At 69.0% G+C, this 17,210-nt stretch carries 18 protein-coding genes; 6 read left to right on the forward strand and 12 right to left on the reverse strand.

Features of this window, described 5'->3' with window-relative positions:
- Positions 1–12: 12 nt before the first annotated feature.
- The 4 genes from ABLE38_RS08680 to recQ are packed head-to-tail and all read right to left on the reverse strand — an operon-like array spanning position 13 to position 3,069.
- Positions 13–375, reverse strand: coding sequence for a hypothetical protein (locus ABLE38_RS08680; protein WP_348973758.1), 363 nt, complete (start codon positions 373–375; stop codon positions 13–15).
- A complete protein-coding gene (locus tag ABLE38_RS08685; protein WP_348973759.1) occupies positions 372–803 on the reverse strand; it encodes a TIGR01244 family sulfur transferase in 432 nt (143 codons plus the stop codon). The genes ABLE38_RS08680 and ABLE38_RS08685 overlap by 4 nt, the downstream gene beginning before the upstream one ends.
- Positions 800–1,300 (reverse strand): hypothetical protein, encoded by a 501-nt coding sequence (locus ABLE38_RS08690; RefSeq protein ID WP_348973760.1) that lies wholly within the window; start codon positions 1,298–1,300, stop codon positions 800–802. The genes ABLE38_RS08685 and ABLE38_RS08690 overlap by 4 nt, the downstream gene beginning before the upstream one ends.
- Positions 1,297–3,069 carry a DNA helicase RecQ gene (gene recQ / locus ABLE38_RS08695; protein ID WP_348973761.1) on the reverse strand — a complete coding sequence of 591 codons (1,773 nt, stop codon included), beginning with the start codon at positions 3,067–3,069 and terminating at the stop codon, positions 1,297–1,299. Before recQ ends, ABLE38_RS08690 begins: the two co-directional genes overlap by 4 nt.
- A gap of 86 nt (positions 3,070–3,155) precedes the next feature.
- Here recQ and ABLE38_RS08700 point away from each other — a divergent pair, with 86 nt between their 5' ends.
- The 3 genes from ABLE38_RS08700 (at position 3,156) to ABLE38_RS08710 (ending at position 7,055) form a co-directional block, all read left to right on the forward strand.
- A complete protein-coding gene (locus ABLE38_RS08700) occupies positions 3,156–4,526 on the forward strand; it encodes a glycoside hydrolase family 47 protein (protein ID WP_348973762.1) in 1,371 nt (456 codons plus the stop codon).
- Between the two features lie 138 nt (positions 4,527–4,664).
- Positions 4,665–6,122 (forward strand): ATP-binding protein, encoded by a 1,458-nt coding sequence (locus tag ABLE38_RS08705; RefSeq protein ID WP_348973763.1) that lies wholly within the window; start codon positions 4,665–4,667, stop codon positions 6,120–6,122.
- A 63-nt stretch (positions 6,123–6,185) separates the two neighbouring features.
- Complete coding sequence (locus ABLE38_RS08710; protein WP_348973764.1) at positions 6,186–7,055, forward strand: hypothetical protein; 870 nt, start codon at positions 6,186–6,188, stop codon at positions 7,053–7,055.
- Here ABLE38_RS08710 and ABLE38_RS08715 read toward each other — a convergent pair.
- The 3 genes from ABLE38_RS08715 to ABLE38_RS08725 all read right to left on the reverse strand — a co-directional run bounded on the left by ABLE38_RS08715 (position 7,042) and on the right by ABLE38_RS08725 (position 10,820).
- A complete protein-coding gene (locus tag ABLE38_RS08715; RefSeq protein ID WP_348973765.1) occupies positions 7,042–7,971 on the reverse strand; it encodes an alpha/beta fold hydrolase in 930 nt (309 codons plus the stop codon). The genes ABLE38_RS08710 and ABLE38_RS08715 overlap by 14 nt on opposite strands.
- Before the next feature lie 18 nt (positions 7,972–7,989).
- Complete coding sequence (locus tag ABLE38_RS08720) at positions 7,990–8,907, reverse strand: hypothetical protein (protein ID WP_348973766.1); 918 nt, start codon at positions 8,905–8,907, stop codon at positions 7,990–7,992.
- A gap of 86 nt (positions 8,908–8,993) precedes the next feature.
- The gene (locus tag ABLE38_RS08725; RefSeq protein WP_348973767.1) at positions 8,994–10,820 is read right to left on the reverse strand and encodes an ABC transporter ATP-binding protein/permease; all 1,827 of its coding nucleotides are present in this window, start codon (positions 10,818–10,820) and stop codon (positions 8,994–8,996) included.
- A gap of 96 nt (positions 10,821–10,916) precedes the next feature.
- On the opposite strand from ABLE38_RS08725, the gene ABLE38_RS08730 reads away from it, so the two are divergent.
- Positions 10,917–11,156 (forward strand): hypothetical protein, encoded by a 240-nt coding sequence (locus ABLE38_RS08730; RefSeq protein WP_348973768.1) that lies wholly within the window; start codon positions 10,917–10,919, stop codon positions 11,154–11,156.
- Positions 11,157–11,214: 58 nt separating this feature from the next.
- Complete coding sequence (locus ABLE38_RS08735) at positions 11,215–11,559, forward strand: hypothetical protein (protein ID WP_348973769.1); 345 nt, start codon at positions 11,215–11,217, stop codon at positions 11,557–11,559.
- Here the strand turns inward: ABLE38_RS08735 and ABLE38_RS08740 are convergent.
- The 5 genes from ABLE38_RS08740 to ABLE38_RS08760 all read right to left on the reverse strand — a co-directional run bounded on the left by ABLE38_RS08740 (position 11,556) and on the right by ABLE38_RS08760 (position 16,532).
- Positions 11,556–12,512, reverse strand: coding sequence for a phytoene/squalene synthase family protein (locus ABLE38_RS08740; protein ID WP_348973770.1), 957 nt, complete (start codon positions 12,510–12,512; stop codon positions 11,556–11,558). The genes ABLE38_RS08735 and ABLE38_RS08740 overlap by 4 nt on opposite strands.
- Entirely contained in the window at positions 12,509–13,090 is a 582-nt protein-coding gene (locus tag ABLE38_RS08745) for a TIGR00730 family Rossman fold protein (protein ID WP_348973771.1), read from the reverse strand. The genes ABLE38_RS08740 and ABLE38_RS08745 overlap by 4 nt, the downstream gene beginning before the upstream one ends.
- Positions 13,091–13,154: 64 nt before the next feature.
- The gene (locus ABLE38_RS08750) at positions 13,155–14,633 is read right to left on the reverse strand and encodes a phytoene desaturase (RefSeq protein WP_348973772.1); all 1,479 of its coding nucleotides are present in this window, start codon (positions 14,631–14,633) and stop codon (positions 13,155–13,157) included.
- Entirely contained in the window at positions 14,630–15,793 is a 1,164-nt protein-coding gene (gene crtY, locus ABLE38_RS08755) for a lycopene beta-cyclase CrtY (RefSeq protein ID WP_348973773.1), read from the reverse strand. Before crtY ends, ABLE38_RS08750 begins: the two co-directional genes overlap by 4 nt.
- A 112-nt stretch (positions 15,794–15,905) precedes the next feature.
- Positions 15,906–16,532, reverse strand: a complete 627-nt coding sequence (locus ABLE38_RS08760; RefSeq protein WP_348974468.1) for a glutathione binding-like protein — start codon at positions 16,530–16,532, stop codon at positions 15,906–15,908.
- Positions 16,533–16,673: 141 nt separating this feature from the next.
- Here ABLE38_RS08760 and ABLE38_RS08765 point away from each other — a divergent pair, with 141 nt between their 5' ends.
- Positions 16,674–17,204, forward strand: a complete 531-nt coding sequence (locus ABLE38_RS08765) for a TetR/AcrR family transcriptional regulator (protein ID WP_348973774.1) — start codon at positions 16,674–16,676, stop codon at positions 17,202–17,204.
- Positions 17,205–17,210 lie beyond the last annotated feature (6 nt).

Below are 17,210 nucleotides of genomic sequence, written 5' to 3' on the forward strand. Positions count from 1 at the left end.
CTTACCCCAATGTCAGTAGGCTGTCACGCCGCGCAGCAACACGCTGCCGAACCGCTTGTCGCCGCTGTCGATGCGCAGGCCCTCGGGGGTCGCCTCGCTGGCGAGCGGGGCGTGGAGATGGCGCGCGGCGATGCGGGCGCCGTGGAGCTTGAGCAAGGCGGCATCGCCGGCCTTGCCGCGGACGAGCGCTGCCTTCCCGTCGCTGCCGAGCAGCGCCTCGTCGGCGTCGAAGCCCGAGATCATTGCCTCCGCCGTATCGCGCGCTTCCTCGGCGCTGGCGATGCCGCTGCCCCGGCCGAGCCCGAGCAGCCAGGCGGCCAGCGTCATCACCAGGATCGAGGCGAGCGATCCGGCGAAGATCGCGAGCTGGTTCACGCCTTGCCCGAGAGCTGGTCGAGCAGCGGGCGGATGCCCGAGATGTCATAGCCGGCCTGGGCAGCCTTGGCGGTGATCTCCGCGGGGTCGCCACCGCGCGACGCCTCGGCCAGCGCCCAGAGATTGCACGAGCGCGTGCCCGAGCGGCAATAAGCGAGCACCGGGCCCTTCGACTCGGCCAGCGCCGCCGCCATCGCCTCGACCTGCGCGGAGGAGAAGCCGGCATGGGTGACGGGGATCGCGGCATAGCCGAGCCCGGCCGCTTCCGCCGCGGCGCGGATCGCGTCGCCGCCAGGCTGGCCCATTTCCTCTTGGTCGGGTCTGTTGTTGATCACGAAGCCGAAGCCCTGCTCGGCGAGCAGTGCGACATCCTCGGGCGCGATCTGGGGGGCGACGGAGATGCTGTCATCGACGCGGCGCAGGTTCATGGGTTCATTTCCTTGTCCTCGATGACTTCGCCGGTCTTCGACCAGCTCGCCATCTGCTTTTCCGCCGCACCCACGGCGTCGTGGATCGGCTTGAGCTTGGGGTTCTTGCAGCCGAGATCGAACGCGAGCGCCTGATCCATCAGCCCCTTGTACCAGCGGATCGATCCGTACGGAAAATCGGTCCAGCGGTCGCCGCATTCAGGCGGAGGCATAGCCCCGGCGGCGTCCTCGGCAGGGGCGAGCAGCGCGCGGATCTGCGCGACGCCCCGCCTGCCAACGTTGAACTCGCGGGTGACCAATCGCGTGCCAAGACCGGGGCCTTCGGCATGCGTATAGCTCGCGGCGCCATTCGCCTGGACGCTCCACTCCGAGACGATCTTGCCCCAGCTGCTGACCCGGAATTCGATCAGCTCGACCGGGATGTTCACCGCCGTTCGGGGCTGCGGCGCGGGCGCGCAGGCGGCGAGCAGCACGGCACTGGCGAGCAGCAGTCTCACGCGGCCTCGCGGATCACTTGCAGGAAGGCGTCACCATAGGCGTCGAGCTTGCGCGCGCCAACGCCCGAGATGTTGCCGAGCGCGGCGATGCTGCCGGGCTTGAGCAGCGCCATGTCGCGCAGCACCGAATCGTGGAAGATGACATAGGGCGGCAGCCCGGTTTCCTGGGCGATCTCGCGGCGCTTGGCGCGCAGCGCCTCGAACAGCGGATTGCCGACCGGATTGTCCCCGCCCGCCTTGCCGCCGCCGCGGCGGCGGCGCTCGCGCTTGGGCGGCAGGATGAACTCGACCGTCGCGCCACCCTTTAGGATCGCCTTGGCCTCGGGCCCGAATTCGAGCCCGCCATGATCGTTGGTCCGCAGCGCATCGCGCAGCAGCAGCGCCCGGGCGACGGGCTTGATCAGCGCGGCTTCCTCGCCCTCGACGATGCCGAACACCGAGAGCGATTCATGCCCGTTGCTGATGCTGCGATCGGTCGACTGGCCGAGCAATATGCTCTCGATATAGCCGACGCCGAACAGCATGCCGGTGCGGAACACCGCGGAGAGGAATTTCTGCGCGGTCACCGTCGCGTCGATCGCGGCGGGGGGATTGAGGCAATTATCGCAATTGCCGCAGCGCTCGGGCGTGTCCGCCTCGCCGAAATGCCGGAGAAGGATGCGGCGGCGGCAGGTCGCGGTCTCGACCAGCGCGCCGAGCGCAGTGAGCCGGGCGCGCTCGCCGGGCTGGCGCTGTGCCTCGACCTCGCCGATGCGCTGGCGGGCGCGGGCGAAGTCGTCGGCGCCCCAGAAGAGATGCGCGACCGCCGGGTCGCCGTCGCGGCCGGCGCGGCCGGTTTCCTGGTAATAGGCCTCGATCGACTTGGGCAGGCCCGCATGCGCGACGAAGCGGACGTCGGGCTTGTCGATGCCCATGCCGAAGGCGACCGTGGCGACGATCACCATTTCCTCCGACGCGACGAACGCGGCCTGGTTGCGGCGGCGGACATCGGGATCGAGCCCGGCATGATAGGGCAGCACCGGCCGGCCGGTCTCGCTCGCCAGCTTCTCGGCGAGCTTCTCCACCCCGGCGCGGGTCTGGGCATAGACGATGCCGGGGCCGGGCGTCTCGGCGATCAGGTCGATCACCTGGCGCGTGGTGTTCTCGCGCGGAGTGATCGCATAGCGGATATTGGGCCGGTCGAACCCGGCGACGATCAGCCCCTCGTGCGGGATGCCGAGCTGCTCGAGGATGTCGGCGCGGGTATGCGCGTCGGCCGTGGCGGTGAGCGCCAGACGCGGCACCTCCGGGAAGCGATCGAGCAGCGGGCGGAGCAGCCGGTAGTCGGGGCGGAAATCATGCCCCCATTCGGAGACGCAGTGCGCCTCGTCGATCGCGAACAGGCTGAGCCTGGCCTGGGTCAGCAGGTTGCGGAAATGCTCGTTCGAGGCACGCTCGGGGGCGACATAGAGCAGGTCGAGCTCGCCGGCCCGGAAGCGCTCGATCGTCTCGGCGCGGTTCTCGTCCACCGAGGTGAGCGTGGCGGCGTGGATGCCGACCGCCTCGGCGGCGCGGAGCTGGTCGTGCATCAGCGCGATCAGCGGGCTCACGACGACGCAGGTGCCCTCGAGCATCACCGCGGGCAGCTGGTAGGTGAGCGACTTGCCGGCGCCGGTGGGCATCACGGCCAGCGTGCGTTCCCCGGCCAGCACGCGCTCGACGACATCGGCCTGGACGCCGCGAAAGGCATCGAAGCCGAAGATCTTCCGGAGCATGGCGGGTGCGTTCATCGGGGCTAGGTAGCGATGAAGCCGGGTTTCGTCATCCCCGCGAAGCAGCGCTTCCGGTGCGCCGGAAAGCGCCTTAGGATCGGCGCATGACTGATTTCCGCATCGGCCGGCGCGGCCTGATCGCCGGCGGCGCCGCCGCGCTGCTTCCCCTTCCCGCCGCGGCCGAGCAGGACTGGCGCGCGCTCGCCGGCGAGGTGCGCGAGGCGATGCGCTGGGCGTGGGGCAATTACCGCGAAAAGGCCTGGGGCAAGGACCAGATCCTGCCGATCTCGGGCGGCGCCGAGAGCTTTTCGATCAAGGGACATCACCTGGGGCTGAGCCTGGTCGAGGCGCTCGACACGCTGTGGCTGATGGAACTCGATGCCGAGTTCAAGGACGGGGTCGACTGGATCAAGGCCAGCCTCGATTTCGACGTCGATGGCGAGGTCTCGGTGTTCGAGACGATCATCCGGCTGGTTGGCGGGCTGCTCTCCGCGCATCTCGCGGGCCGCGATCCAATACTGCTCGCCAAGGCGAAGGACCTGGCCGACCGGCTGATGCCGGCCTTCGCCGCATCGCCGATCGGGCTGCCCTATCGCTATGTGAACCTGAAGACCGGCGCGGTGCGCGGCAACGTGACCAACCCGGCCGAGATCGGCAGCTGCATCACCGAATTCGGCACGCTGAGCCGGCTGACCGGCGACCCGCGCTATTTCAAGGCGGCGAAAAAGGCGATGGTCGCGCTGTTCGGGCGGCGCTCGGACATCGGGCTGATCCCCGACGCGATCGACTGCGTCACCGGCGAATGGAAGAGCAGGCGGGCGACGATCGGCCCGCCCTCGGACAGCTATTACGAATATCTGTGGGACGGCTGGCAGCTGCTCGGCGACCGCGACTGTCTGACCATGTACAAGAGCTGCACCGCCGCCATCCTCGAGAACCAGAAGGCGATGCTGAACGGCGACCTGTGGTTCGTCGATGTCGATTTCGAGACCGGCAAGCGCCTAACCTGGGAGCAGGACGAGCTCTCGTCCTTCTATGGCGGGCTGCTCGCCCAGGGCGGCGACCGCGTGGCGGGCGAGGCCTATACGCTGGCCTGGAGCAAGGTGCAGGACAAGTACGGCATCCTGCCCGAGGGCTATGATCCCGAGAAGGGCGCGCCGACCGCCGCGACCAACGCACTTCGCCCCGAACTCGCCGATGCCGCGTTCAACCACTGGCTGCTCGACCGCAAGGAAGACTGGCGCGCGCTGGTCGCCCGGCATTTCCGTGCGATGCAGCAGTGGAACAAGGCGCCCTACGGCTATGCGGTGATGGCCGACGTCACCACCAAGGCGCAGGCGGACCATTGCCCGGGCTATTGGTGGTCCGAGCAGATGAAATATTACTGGCTGATCTTCTCCGACTGCCGCCGCTTCGATTACCGCAAGAACTATCTCTCGACCGAGGGGAATGTGCTGCTGGGGTTCAGGCACTAGCCATCATCCAAACCCGCCGTCATCCCGGCTTTCGCCGGGACGACGGATTGGCCCGGAGGCGTTTCGCAGGCGTACCGCCCACAGATTTTCGCCGCAGCGCGCTTCCCCCCGCCCCTCCCATACGCCAAAGCAGCCGGGATGACGGTGCGCGTAGACATGGGAACGGACGGCAAGGGCGATGCCGTGTCCATGGACCTCGAGGAGCTGCTGGCGACGCGCTTGCTCGTCCAGGGCAATTCGGGGTCGGGAAAGTCGCACCTGCTGCGCCGGCTGCTCGAGCGCAGCGCCGGGCACGTCCAGCAAGTGGTGATCGATCCCGAAGGCGACTTCGTCACGCTCGGCGACAAATATGGGCATATCGCGATCGAGGCGGCCGATTATTCGGAGCGCGAGATCGCGCGCTTCGCCACCCGGATCCGCGAGCATCGTGCCTCGGTGGTGCTCAGCCTCGAGGGGCTCGAGGCCGAGGGGCAGATGAAATGCGCTGCGGCGTTCCTCAACGCGATGTTCGATGCGCCGCGCGACCATTGGTATCCGGCGCTCGTGGTGGTCGACGAGGCGCAGCTGTTCGCGCCTTCGGGCGGCGGCGAGGTTGCCGAGGAGGTGCGGCGCGCCTCGCTGAGCGCGATGACCAACTTGATGTGCCGCGGGCGCAAGCGCGGCCTCGCCGGGGTGATTGCCACGCAGCGGCTGGCCAAGCTCGCCAAGAATGTCGCGGCCGAGGCCTCGAACTTCCTGATGGGGCGCACTTTCCTCGACATCGACATGGCGCGCGCCGCCGACCTGCTCGGCATGGAGCGCCGCCAGGCCGAGGCGATCCGCGACTTGGCCCGCGGGCATTTCCTGGCACTCGGCCCCGCCGTGTCGCGCCGACCGATCTCGGTGCAGATCGGCGCGGTCGAGACCAGCGCGCGCAGCGGCAGCCCCAAGCTAACGCCGCTGCCCGAGGCGCCTTCGGCCGAATTGAAGGACCTGCTGCTCGCGCCCGCCGAGCCCGAATGGACCCCGCCCGCGCCGCCGACGCCGATCGCCGCGCCGCAGCTGGCGAGCGACCGGCTGCTCGAGCAGCTCGCGCGCTCGACGCCGCAGCGCGAGGAGATTCCGGAGGTCGACCCAGAGGAAGCAGCGGCCAAGATCGCCGATGTGCTGCGCGACATCGTCGGCGATGCCGAAAGCGCCTATCGCTCGCCTTCGGTGCTCTACCAGGACTTCCTGGTGCGCTGCCGGATGGTCGGCCTCGCACGGCCGCCGCTCGATCTTTCGGGCTTTGTCCGCCGGCTCTCCGCCGCGCGCGCCGGCATTCACGGCAATCCCGACGACGACTGGGCGCAGGCGCTGGAGGCGGCGCGCGCGCTGCCCGACGACATGCTCGGCCCGTTCCTGCTCGTCGCCCGCGCCGCCCGCGAGGGCGCGCCCTGCCCCAGCGATGGCGAGATCGCCGCGACCTATGGCACCAGCTCGCTCGGCCGCGCCCGGCGCCTGCTGCAATATATCGAGAGCCGCGAGCTGTTCGTCACGCGCACCGATCTGGCGGGCAAGCGCTCGATCACGATCCCGCAGCTCGGCTGGACGACGCAGCCCGCCGAGATCGGCTAGGCCCGGTTTCGGCCACGCTCCCGCCGCCTTCGCCGGGGAGCTTGCGGGCAGGGAGGGCCCCCAATGAAATCCGTTGCGCTTGCCGCCATGTTCCTGCTCGCCGCCGACGACGCGCGCGTGTTCGCCGATGCGCCGGTGCCGGTCACCGTCCAGGGCGTGACCGCGCAGCTGCGTGTCGATCCCGGCGCGCCGACCATGCCGGTGTTCAATCCCGATTTCGCCGACCGGGCAAAGCTCGATGCCGGGCCCTTCGCCATCCGGGCCGGGATCGGGCCGGTGCGCGTGAACGGGCGCTCCGCCGTGGTGCGGCTCGACTTCGGCGCGGGCGAGTTCCGGCGCCGGGCGACCTGGTTCGCCGCGCCCTATGCGCAGGGCGCCGATGGCACGATCGGGCCCGGCGGCCTGCCGGAGGCGCGCATCCGCTTCGACCTGCACCCGGTACAGCCCGGCGAGCGCAGCGTGACGCTGCCGCTGACCGACTTCGGCTACGTCGGCATGGGCACCGAGATCAAGGTCGGCGATGCCAAGGTCCGCATCCTGTTCACGCTGGCCCGCGACCGGACTATCGCCACCGCGGCGGCCGGCGCAGCGATCGCGGCGGCGCAGGACGGGCGGTTCGCCGGGGCGGGCGAGACGATGCCGATCCGGCTCGGCGTGATGCGCCCGGTGCGGGTCATGACGCTCGGCCGTCCGCTCGGCGTCGGGCCGCTGGCGCTCGAGCGGATCTTCGTGCGCACCGGCGATTTCGGCAGCGCCGCGTCGATCCCTGACATGACCGCGCCCGAGGCCGACCCCGACGAGATCGTGGTGACCGGCGCCAAGAAGAAGGGGAAGCAGCGCAGCTTCCTCGAGATCGGGCGCGATGCGCTGGCCGGCTGCTCCTCGATCCTGTTCGACAAGCCGGCAAAGACCGTGACGCTCAGCTGCCGCTAGCGACGCGGCGCAGCCAGGTCTCGGTGGCGTCGACATGCGTCACCGGCAGCATATGGCCGCCGTCGAGCATCTCCACAGTGCCGTCCTGCACCTCCGATGCGGCCTTGCTGCCGTGGAGCGCCGGATCGAGCAGCGCGTCCTGGCGACCGTACAGGATCGAGACCGGCACCGCGATCTCGCCATAGCGCGGCGCCTGGGCCTGCATCGCTTCGGGCGCCATCGCGAGCTCGTAGCAGCCCGACAGGAACGCCTTGGGCCGGATGGCGAGCGCGCCGCCGGCCTTGATCGGGAAATCCTCCGGCACCGGATCGGGCGCGAAGATCGCCACGGTCTTGGCCTTGCCGGTGCGCATCGCGAGCGGCACTGCCAGCGTCCAGGCGATCAGCGGGCGGAGCGGCGCGGGGACGACGAAGCCCCTGAGCGGTTCGGGCGGCGTATCGACCGGCTGGGTATAGGGCGCGATCAGGCCGAGCGCGCGGACTGCCTGGGGATGGCGCAATGCCAGCGCCAGGCTGACCGCACCGCCCATCGAATGGCCGACGAGCAGCGGCTTCTCCAGCCCGAGCGCGGCGACCGCGGCGGCGACGGCATCGGCCTGGCCGGCAAGATCGAGCCGCGGGCCGGTGAGCGTCGAATAGCCCCAGCCGGGCCGGTCCATCACCACCACCCGATAGTCCTTCGCCAGCCGCCCGGCGAGCGCATAGGTGTAGACGCGCAGCTGGCTCAGAATGCCGTGGATCATCACGATCGCCGGCGCGTCGGCCGGGCCCATCTCGACGACATGCATCCGCACGCCCGGCACTTCGACCTGGCGGCCGTCCATCGGGATCCAGCGCTCGACGCCGCGCGACACCCAGGCCGACCAGAGCACCAGCGCCGCGATCAGCGCGAGCAGGATCAGCAGCAGCGTCGTCATCGGCCCTCCCCTTGTGTTTCAGGGGATATAGCCGGTTGCCCTCAGAAATGCGCGCAGCGATTCGGGGAAGGTGCGATAGTGGCTCGACGATGCCGGCGGGCAATTGTCGCCGGCCCAGGCCGAGCGCGGCACGCTGCAGCTCTGCCACAGGTCGTTTTCCGCGCGCTCCCAATGGCGCAGCATCTTTGCCCAGGCCTTGTCGAACTGGCCGACCCGGGCCGCGTCGGCGACATAGGCGGCGCAGGCGCCGTTGCGATAGCGCCGGGACGAGAGGCAGATCGGGGCGAGCCGCGCCATTTCCGCGCGATAGGCCCGCGCATAGCCAGGCTCGCGCGAGACGTCGACGGGCTTGCCCGCGCGCACGGTGAAGACCCTGGGCGGGCGCGGCGTGCAGGCGCCGCAGCCGAAGACATAGGCGAAGCGGCCGTCTTCGAAGACTAAATCGATCGCGCCGTCGCCCGAGAGGTCGGCGAGCGTGGCGGGCAACGCGCCCTGCAGCCTATCGGGCAGCCATTGCTCGTGATAGCCGGCGCCTTCGGGCAGCAACAGCTGCACCCAGACATCGCCCGCCGAGCCGCCGGACTGGTTCTCGATGACCAGTCCGGGCCGCGCGTCGCCGGCGTGGAAGCGCACGACCGCCAACCGGTAATAGCTCGTCTGGTTGCTCGTGCGGACCGTGACCGGCGCGCCGTTCGCCGGCGTGACCGTCACTTCGGCCTGGTTGTTCTGCGGATCGAAGCGGCATCCCTCGCTGCGCGGCGGGTTGTCGCAAGGCGCGGGCGCGATGCTGACATGGACCCCGTCCGAGACCCAGCTGACCCTGCCCTCCCTCGGCATCCACAGGCGCATCGCGGCGGGCGCCACCTGGATTTCGGGACGTGACGGAGCGGACGCCGCTGCGAGGAGCAGCAGCGGCAGGCAGGCGAGCAGCTTCATGGGCGCGAATCCTGGCTGGAGGGTGCGGCGATGCTAAGCCCGTTGACTGGCTCGATTCAACGACGAAATTGCACGCTTCGTCGCCGTTATTCGATAACTACCCCCGCGTCGCCCTCGGCCGCGCGCTCCTGTGCCTGGCGGGCCCACATCTCTGCATAGAGGCCTTGTTCACGCAGCAGCTCGGCATGCGTGCCCTGCTCTGCGACGCGGCCGGCCTCGAGCACGATGATCCGGTCGGCATGGACCACGGTCGACAGCCGGTGCGCGATCACGATCGTGGTGCGGCCATGCTCGATCGCTTCCAGCGTCGCCTGGATGTCCGCCTCGGTGCGGCTGTCGAGCGCGCTGGTCGCTTCGTCGAGGATCAGGATCGGCGGGTTCTTGACCAGCGTGCGCGCAATCGCGACGCGCTGCTTCTCGCCGCCCGACAGCTTGAGCCCGCGCTCGCCGACCCGCGTCTCGAAACCGTCGGGCAGCGCCTGGATGAAGCCAGCGATCGCCGCACCCCGCGCGGCGGCGGCGATCTCGTCGGCGCCCGCGCCTTCGCGGCCATAGGCGATGTTGTAGCCGATCGTGTCGTTGAACAGCACCGTATCCTGCGGGACGATGCCGATCGCGCCGCGCAGCGACGACTGGGTGACCGTGCGGATGTCCTGCCCGTCGATCGTGATGCGACCGCCGGTGACGTCGTAGAAGCGGTACATCAGCCGGGCCAGCGTCGACTTGCCCGCGCCCGAGGGGCCGACCACCGCGACGGTGGCGCCGGCGGGGATGTCGAGATCGATGCCCTTCAGGATCTCGCGGTCGGGATCGTAGCCGAAATGCACGCCCTCGAAGCGGACATGGCCGTGCTCGACGGTGAGCGGCACCGCACCCGCCGCATCCTTCACCTCGGCGCCGGTATCGAGCAGGTCGAACATGCTGCCCATGTCGATCACGCCCTGGCGGATCGTGCGATAGACCATGCCGAGCAGGTCGAGCGGGCGGAAGAGCTGGCTGAGCAGCGTCGAGACCAGCACCACGTCGCCCGCGGTGAACTTGCCCGAGGACCAGCCGAACACCACCAACGTCATGCCTGCGGCGAGCATCGCATTGGTGATCAGCGCCTGGCCGATATTGAGCCAGGCGAGCGAATTCTCGCTGACGGTCGCGGCCTTGGCATAGGCGGTGACGGCATTCTCGTAGCGCCGCGCCTCACGCTCCTCGGCGTTGAAATATTTCACCGTCTCGAAGTTGAGCAGCGAATCGACCGCGTGCGAGACCGCGCCGGTATCGAGATCGTTCATCTGCTGGCGCAGCTTCGAGCGCCAATCGGTCACCCAGCGGGTGAAGGCGATGTAGACTGCCACCATCGCCAGCGTGCCGGCGACCAGCCAAGGGCCGTAGCGCGTCCAGAAGATGCCGAGCACCATGCCGAGCTCGAGGATCGTCGGCGCGATGTTGAACAGCAGGAAATAGAGCATCGTATCGATGCTCTTGGTGCCGCGCTCGACCACCTTGGTGATCGCGCCGGTGCGCCGCTCGAGATGGAAGCGTAGCGAGAGCTGGTGGAGATGGCGGAACACATCGGCGGCGAGGCGCCGCGTGGCCTCCTGCCCCACCCGCTCGAACACGGCGTTGCGGAGATTGTCGAACAGCACCGTGCCGAAGCGCGCGAGCGCATAGCCGGCGACCAGCGCAGTGACGAGCCAGACCGCGTCGCGCGCGCCACTCGCCATCCGGTCGATCGCGCCCTGCAGCGCGAAAGGCGCGCCATAGACCTGGACCAGCTTCGAGCAAAGGACGAGCAGCAACGCGATGACGATGCGCACGCGCAGGGCAGGCGCGTGCTTCGGCCACAGATAGGGGAGGAAACGCCGCAGCGTGGCGAGCATCGGGCGCTCGCCGGCGGGTGCATCGGGTTTGGAAGCCATTGCCATGGATTTGGGGCGTCCGGCGCCACGATGCAACGGTTGAGCGCGCCGGCCGTTGTTAACCTTTGAAGGGCTGCCTTCAAAAGGATTGGGCGAATGGATCAGGTCTTCTATCTTCTGGCGATCATGGGGTGCAGCGACGACAATCTCGATTGCCGCCAGGCGCGGATCGAGCCGGCGCGCTACACCAGCTATGCGAGCTGCCAGGAGGCGATGGCCGACGCGCTGCGCCGCAATACCGATCTCGACTATCCGGTGATTGCCGGCGCCTGCCAGCGCCAGACACAGGAAATGGCGCGCCAGGCTGCCCAGAAGCTGGACGGCAAAGGCCGCTAGCACCTTCTGCCTATTTCAATTATGCTGCACCTGCGAAACTGTTCCGGGGGGAAACGGAATGAAGCAGCTGCTTGGACTGGCGATCGGACTCGCCGTGGGTATCGGCGTGATCCTGGGGCTCGACTGGCTCGGCGCCCGCTATGCGCTGCCTCAGGATTTCATCGGCAATAGCGCGCAGGCGATGACCGTGGGCGGCTGGGCGCTCGGCGCGCTGGCCGGCGGCGTCGCGGCGGTGCGCGTGGCGGACTGGCCGGCGAGCGGCTGGATCGTCACGCTGCTCGCGAGCGGCTTCGCGCTCAGCCAGGCGCTGATCAGCCCGCACCCCATGTGGATGCAGATCGCGGCGGTCGCGGCGCCGCTGCTGGCCGGCGTGGTCGTGTCGGGGATCGCGCGGCCCGCCTAGCGGGGCCGCTCCCAGAGATCGGCGTCGCGCGGCATGGCGGGATAGAGCGTCTTGCGGCGCAGCGCCTGCCACCAGGACCGGCCGATCCAGCCGAGCTTCGCGAAGCCCGGGGTCGCAACCCGGTGATCCCAGGCATGCTCGCCGCGCTCGGCGACCTTCACCGCGATATCGCCATAGATGCCGGCGGCGGCGAGCACCGCCCAGGCCGAGCGAAAACCGAGCGCCGGCGTGCCGGCCCGCGCGCTCTCGGCATAGTCGGCGGCGGCGCTGGTCAGCCGGCCGGCGAGCACCGCCAGACGCTGGCGGAAGGGCGGCTTCATGTGCTGGCCCGGCGGGATATCCATCTCGGTCAGCCAGTCCTGGGGCAGATAGCAGCGCCCCATCCGGTCATCGGCCTCGATATCGCGGGCGATATTGGCGAGCTGGAAGGCGATGCCGAGGTCGCAGGCGCGGTCGAGCGTCGCGTTGTCGTCGGGCGACACGCCCATCACCACTGCCATCAGGCAGCCGACCGCCCCGGCGACATGATAGCAATAGCGGTAGAGATCTTCCTCCTGCCGCGGCCCCCAATCGGCAGCATCGAGCGCGAAGCCCTCGACCACGTCCCAGATATAGCGGTGCGGGAGCTTCGCCTCCTCGGCGACGATACGCAGCGCGTCGAAGGCGGGGTCGCCGACCCATTGGCCGGCCAGCGCCGCTTCGGTGAGCAGGCGGATGCGGGCGAGCCCGGCCTCTGCGTCCGCGTCCGCCTCCGCCTCGCCTGCGCCATGCCCGTGATCCTGCCCGTCGGCGAGATCATCGCAGGCCCGGCACCAGGCATAGAGCAGCCAGGCCCATTCGCGCGTCCGGCGATCGAACAACCGGCTGGCAGCGGCAAAGCTGCCCGACCCGCGCGCTATCGATTCCTGCGCGGTCGCGACGAGCGCGGCACGCGAAGGAAGCGCCGCGCTCACAGATCGCCGCGCTTCATCTGGACGATCGTCTCGATCGGCTTGGCGGCGGCCATCTTGCCGAGCAGCCCGTCGAGCGTCGTATCGACGAGCAGCATGTTCTGGTGCTGCGGGCGGACGAAGCCGACCTGGCCCATATGCACCCAGAATTCGACCAGCTTGTCGTAATAGCCGGCGATGTTGAGCAGGCCGACCGGATCGCTGTGATAGCCGAGCTGCGCCCAGCTCAGCGCTTCCCACAGCTCGTCCATCGTGCCGGTGCCGCCGGGCAGGTTGAGGAAGCCGTCGGCTAGCTCGGTGAAGCGCGCCTTGCGCTCGTGCATCGTGCCGACGACGTGCAGCTCGGTGAGGCCGCGATGCGCGACCTCGGCATTGACCAGCAGCTCGGGGATGACGCCGATCACTTCGCCGCCGGCCTCCAGCGCCGAATCCGCCACCGCGCCCATCAGCCCGAGCTTGCCGCCGCCATAGACCAGCCCGATGCCGCGCTCCGCCAGCGTGCGGCCGACATGGCGCGCGGCCTCGATATAGACGGGGTCGGCCGGGCTGGCCGAACCGCAATAGACTGCGATGCGCTTCATCTGATCTTCCCGATATCCGTGGTCCGGCTTTCCTTCGGCCAGAACGCGCGGCGGGGCAAGCCGCTCACTTGCCGTCTCCCAGCATCAGCGCCGCGGTCGCCTTGGCGCTGCCGACCACGCCGGGAATGCCCGCGCCCGGATGCGTGCCGGCACCGACGAAGAACAGGTTGTGGATCGCATCGTCGCGGTTGTGGGTGCGGAACCAGGCGCTCTGGGTGAGGATCGGCTCGAGGCTGAAGGCGGAGCCGAGATGCGCGGCGAGGTCGTCGCGGAAGTTCAGCGGGGCGTAGCTGAACCTGGTGACGATCCGGTCCTTGAGGTCTGGGATCAGCCGGCGCTGGATCTCGGCCAGGATACGTTCCTCGAGCACTGGCGCGATCTCGTCCCAGTCGGCGGGGAACTTGCCGAGATGCGGCACCGGGGCGAGCGCGTAGAAGGTCGCGTGCCCCTCGGGCGCCATCGCGGGATCGCTGGCGCTCGGGTGGTGGAGGTAGAGCGAGAAATCCTCGCTCAGCACGCCGTGCTCGAAGATGTCGGCGAGCAGCCCCTGATAGCGCGGGCCGAACAGGATCGAGTGGTGCGGGATGTCCGGGAACGTGCCGCGCACGCCGAAATGGACGACGAACAGCGACGGCGAGAAGCGCTTGCGCTGGAGGCTCTGCGCGGCGCGCTGGCTCGAGCGCGAGCCCTTGAGCAGGTCGCGATAGCTGTGGACGACATCGGCATTGCAGGCCACCGCATCGACCTGCAGCTCATGCCCGCCCATCGTCCGCACGCCGGTGACGAGATCGCCGAGCGTGTCGATGCTGGCGACCGGATCGCCGAGCCGCAGCGTGCCGCCGAGCCGCTCGAACTGGCGGACCATCGCCGCGACCAACTGGTTGGTGCCGCCCTCGGCCCACCACACCCCGCTCTTGCGCTCGAGCTGGTGGATCAGCGCGTAGATCGCGCTCGCGGTCATCGGATTGCCGCCGACGAGCAGCGTGTGGAAGGAAAAGGCCTGGCGCAGCTTCTCGTTGCGGATGAAGCTGGCGACCTTGGCATAGACCGAGCGCCAGGCGCCATATTTGGCCAGCGCGGGCGCGGCGCGGACCATGGTCATCACGTCCTGGAACGCGACATGGCCGAGCTTCACATAGCCTTCCTCGTACACGCCGGCGGCATATTCGAGGAAGCGGCCATAGCCGGCGACGTCCTGCGGCTCGATCCGGGCGATTTCGGCGGCGAGCTTGTGATCGTCGTTCGAATAGTCGAAGCGCGTGCCGTCGGGCCAGGACAGCCGATAGAAGGGCGTGACCGGCTTGAGCGTCACGTCGTCGGCCATCCGGCGGCCGGAGAGCTGCCAGAGCTCCTCCAGCGCTTCGGGCGCAGTGATCACGGTGGGGCCGGCATCGAAGGTGAAACCGTCGCGCTCCCAGAAATAGGCGCGACCGCCGGGCTTGTCGCGCGCCTCGAGCACGACCGTCTCGACTCCCGCCGATTGCAGCCGGATCGCGAGCGCCAGCCCGCCGATGCCGGCACCCACCACTGCCGCACGTTTCACTTGAAGGACCCCCGAATTGCCGAAATCGCCTTGAGCACCGGAACGGGCGGCTTGCCGGAAACGATCCGCACGCGATCGAGCAGCGTCGAATGCCCGGCATAGAAGCGCCCGATCAGCTGGGGATCGAGCTGGTAGAAGCGCTGCAGGATACGGTACCGCTCCTGGGGCTCGGCAGCCTTGAACAACATGGCGGCGAGCATGCGGTAGAATGCGCGGCGACGCCATGTCGATCTGGCGAAATCATGGAGCAGCCGGTGCAATGCCGCGCCGCCAAGGTCGCTCGCCGCGGCGACCAGCGTGGCGGTGCGCACGGCATCGGGCAAGGAATAGCTGGTAAGCGGGTGGAACAGGCCGGCGCGGCCGCCCGCCTTGGCGACCTTGTTGCCGCCCGCCTGCCAATAGCCCTCGAAATCGCCGCCCATAACCACGGGCAGCGCGCCGCCCTCCTCGCGGATCACCCGATCGACCTGCCAGCCGCGCGCATCGGCATAGGCCTGGATCCGGGTGCCGAGCGCCTCGACATCGATCTCGGGCGTATCGCTGTAATAGGTATCCTCGACGAACGCGCAGGTGGGGCTGAAGGGCAGCGCATAGACGAAGCGATAGCCGTCCAGCTGCTCGACCGTGGCGTCCATGATCATCGGCCGGGCGAGGTCGTGTGCGGCTTCGAGCTGCAGCTCGCGGCCATAGAATTTCTGCCAGCCGCAGTGGAGCGCGCTCAGGTCCGCCGGCCCGCGGCAATCGATCACGCCCTTCGCCTCGATCCGGTCGCCATCGGCCAGGACGACCGCATTGGGGCTGGCGGCGAGCACCTTGCGCCGCATCATCATCGCCTGCTCGGGCAGCTCGGCGCGGACGACCTGGTCGAGCCGGCGCGATTCGATCGCATAATAGCCGGCGTTCAGCGTGCGCGAGACCTGCGGGAAGGCGACGTCATAGCTGCGCCAGCCATGGCCGATCAGCGGCGCGGTGAGCCAGCGGTCCGCCGGGGCGACATCGGTGGCGAAGAACGACCAGAGGTGGTTGCCGCCGATCCGGCCGCCGCGCTCGATGATCCGCACATCGCAGTCCGGGCGCTTCTTCCTGAGCGCCAACGCGATCAATCCGCCGGCAAGCCCGCCTCCGACAATCGCGACATCGCAGGAGTGAGTGGCGGGCATGGTCCTAGGCCTAGCCGAGCGATTCGCGCGATTCCACAAAAATGCCCCTCCCGCACGGAGACGGGAGGGGCAGGTGCGGCGGGAGCGGCGATGATGCGGCCGCGCCCGGAGCTTAGGCAGCCTTGAGCAAGGGCCATTCGGCGGCCATCGCCCGGGCCACGGCGGGCCGGGCGCGCAGGCGCTCGCGATACGCGGAAAGCACCGGCCAGTCGGCGATCGGCACCTTGGTGTATTCGCACCAGTTGAGCACCGCGAGCAGATAGGCGTCGGCGACGCTGAAACGGTCGTCGAGAAAGTCTCGGACCTCGAGATGCTTCGACAGCACGGCGAAGGGCCTGGCGTGGCGAGCGCGCGCCGCGGCCTGCTCGGCCTCGCCACCGGCCTGGACATAGGCGGTGCTGAGCAACGGCACGAACACCGCCTTGTGCAGCTCGGTCGCGACGAAGTTCAGCCAGGCGAGCATCCGGTAATGCGCGTCGGAAAAGCCGGTGAAGCTGATCGCGCCTTCGGGCGCCAGCTCGGCGATATAGGTGAGCACGGCCGGGCCTTCGGTGAGCACGAAGCCGGTGCCGGTCTCGATCGCCGGGACATAGCCCATCGGCGAGATCTCCGTAAAGTCGCGCCCGTCGGCCAGGCGGCCGCCGGCAGGCACCTGGACGAATTCGGCGTCGAGCCCGGCTTCCTCGAGCGCGATGCGCGCCGCGAGCGAGCAGGCGAAAGGTCGGAAATAGAGCTTAATGGCGAGTCTCCCTTGCTTTTTATACGATCTCGCACAAAAATAAGCGGGTCAAGGATTTTAATGCGAAACGATACAAAAATAGCGCCGCGAGCGCGCGGGCGACCGCGCAAGTTCGACGAGGTCCAGGTGCTGAAGCGCGCCATGGAACGCTTTCGGGCGCACGGCTTCTCCAACACCTCGCTCGACGATCTCGCCGAGGCGACGGGCGTGAACCGACCAAGCCTTTATGCGACGTTCGGTGACAAGAAGGCGCTGTACCTCGCCGGCCTGGCGCGCACGCATGCCAATGTCGACGCGACCTTCGCCCAGCTCCACGCCGCGCAGTTTCCGCCGGAAAAGATGCTGAAGGCGCTGTTCCTCGGCGCGCTCGAGGGGTTCCTGACCGGCGAGGACGGCCCGGCGGGCTGCATCGCCGTCAACACCGCGGCGACCGAGGCCGTGACCGATCCCGACATCCGCGCGGCGCTGGCAGGCTTCGTCGCGCTGCAGGATGACTGGATCGAGCGGTTGATGGCGGAGGCGGGCAGCGGCGATCCGCGCGGCGATGCGCAGATCGCCTCCTCGGTGATCCATTCGCTGAGCACCCGCGCCCGCGCCGGCACCCCGCGCGACGGGCTGATCGCGATCGCCAGGAAGGCGACTGTGCTGCTGCTGGCGGACTTGCCCGGCTAGTCCGCG

Origin of the sequence: Sphingomonas sp. KR3-1, from assembly GCF_040049295.1 — a bacterium.
Taxonomy (GTDB): Bacteria; Pseudomonadota; Alphaproteobacteria; order Sphingomonadales; family Sphingomonadaceae; genus Sphingomonas.

Bases quoted from the DNA above. Each gene is read 5' to 3' on its own strand.
- ABLE38_RS08685 (WP_348973759.1), bottom strand. From the start codon at position 803: ATGAACCTGCGCCGCGTCGATGACAGCATCTCCGTCGCCCCCCAGATC.
- recQ (WP_348973761.1), bottom strand. From the start codon at position 3,069: ATGAACGCACCCGCCATGCTCCGGAAGATCTTCGGCTTCGATGCCTTT.
- ABLE38_RS08700 (WP_348973762.1), top strand. From the start codon at position 3,156: ATGACTGATTTCCGCATCGGCCGGCGCGGCCTGATCGCCGGCGGCGCC.
- ABLE38_RS08705 (WP_348973763.1), top strand. From the start codon at position 4,665: ATGACGGTGCGCGTAGACATGGGAACGGACGGCAAGGGCGATGCCGTG.
- ABLE38_RS08710 (WP_348973764.1), top strand. From the start codon at position 6,186: ATGAAATCCGTTGCGCTTGCCGCCATGTTCCTGCTCGCCGCCGACGAC.
- ABLE38_RS08715 (WP_348973765.1), bottom strand. From the start codon at position 7,971: ATGACGACGCTGCTGCTGATCCTGCTCGCGCTGATCGCGGCGCTGGTG.
- ABLE38_RS08720 (WP_348973766.1), bottom strand. From the start codon at position 8,907: ATGAAGCTGCTCGCCTGCCTGCCGCTGCTGCTCCTCGCAGCGGCGTCC.
- ABLE38_RS08725 (WP_348973767.1), bottom strand. From the start codon at position 10,820: ATGGCTTCCAAACCCGATGCACCCGCCGGCGAGCGCCCGATGCTCGCC.
- ABLE38_RS08730 (WP_348973768.1), top strand. From the start codon at position 10,917: ATGGATCAGGTCTTCTATCTTCTGGCGATCATGGGGTGCAGCGACGAC.
- ABLE38_RS08735 (WP_348973769.1), top strand. From the start codon at position 11,215: ATGAAGCAGCTGCTTGGACTGGCGATCGGACTCGCCGTGGGTATCGGC.
- ABLE38_RS08745 (WP_348973771.1), bottom strand. From the start codon at position 13,090: ATGAAGCGCATCGCAGTCTATTGCGGTTCGGCCAGCCCGGCCGACCCC.
- crtY (WP_348973773.1), bottom strand. From the start codon at position 15,793: ATGCCCGCCACTCACTCCTGCGATGTCGCGATTGTCGGAGGCGGGCTT.
- ABLE38_RS08765 (WP_348973774.1), top strand. From the start codon at position 16,674: ATGGAACGCTTTCGGGCGCACGGCTTCTCCAACACCTCGCTCGACGAT.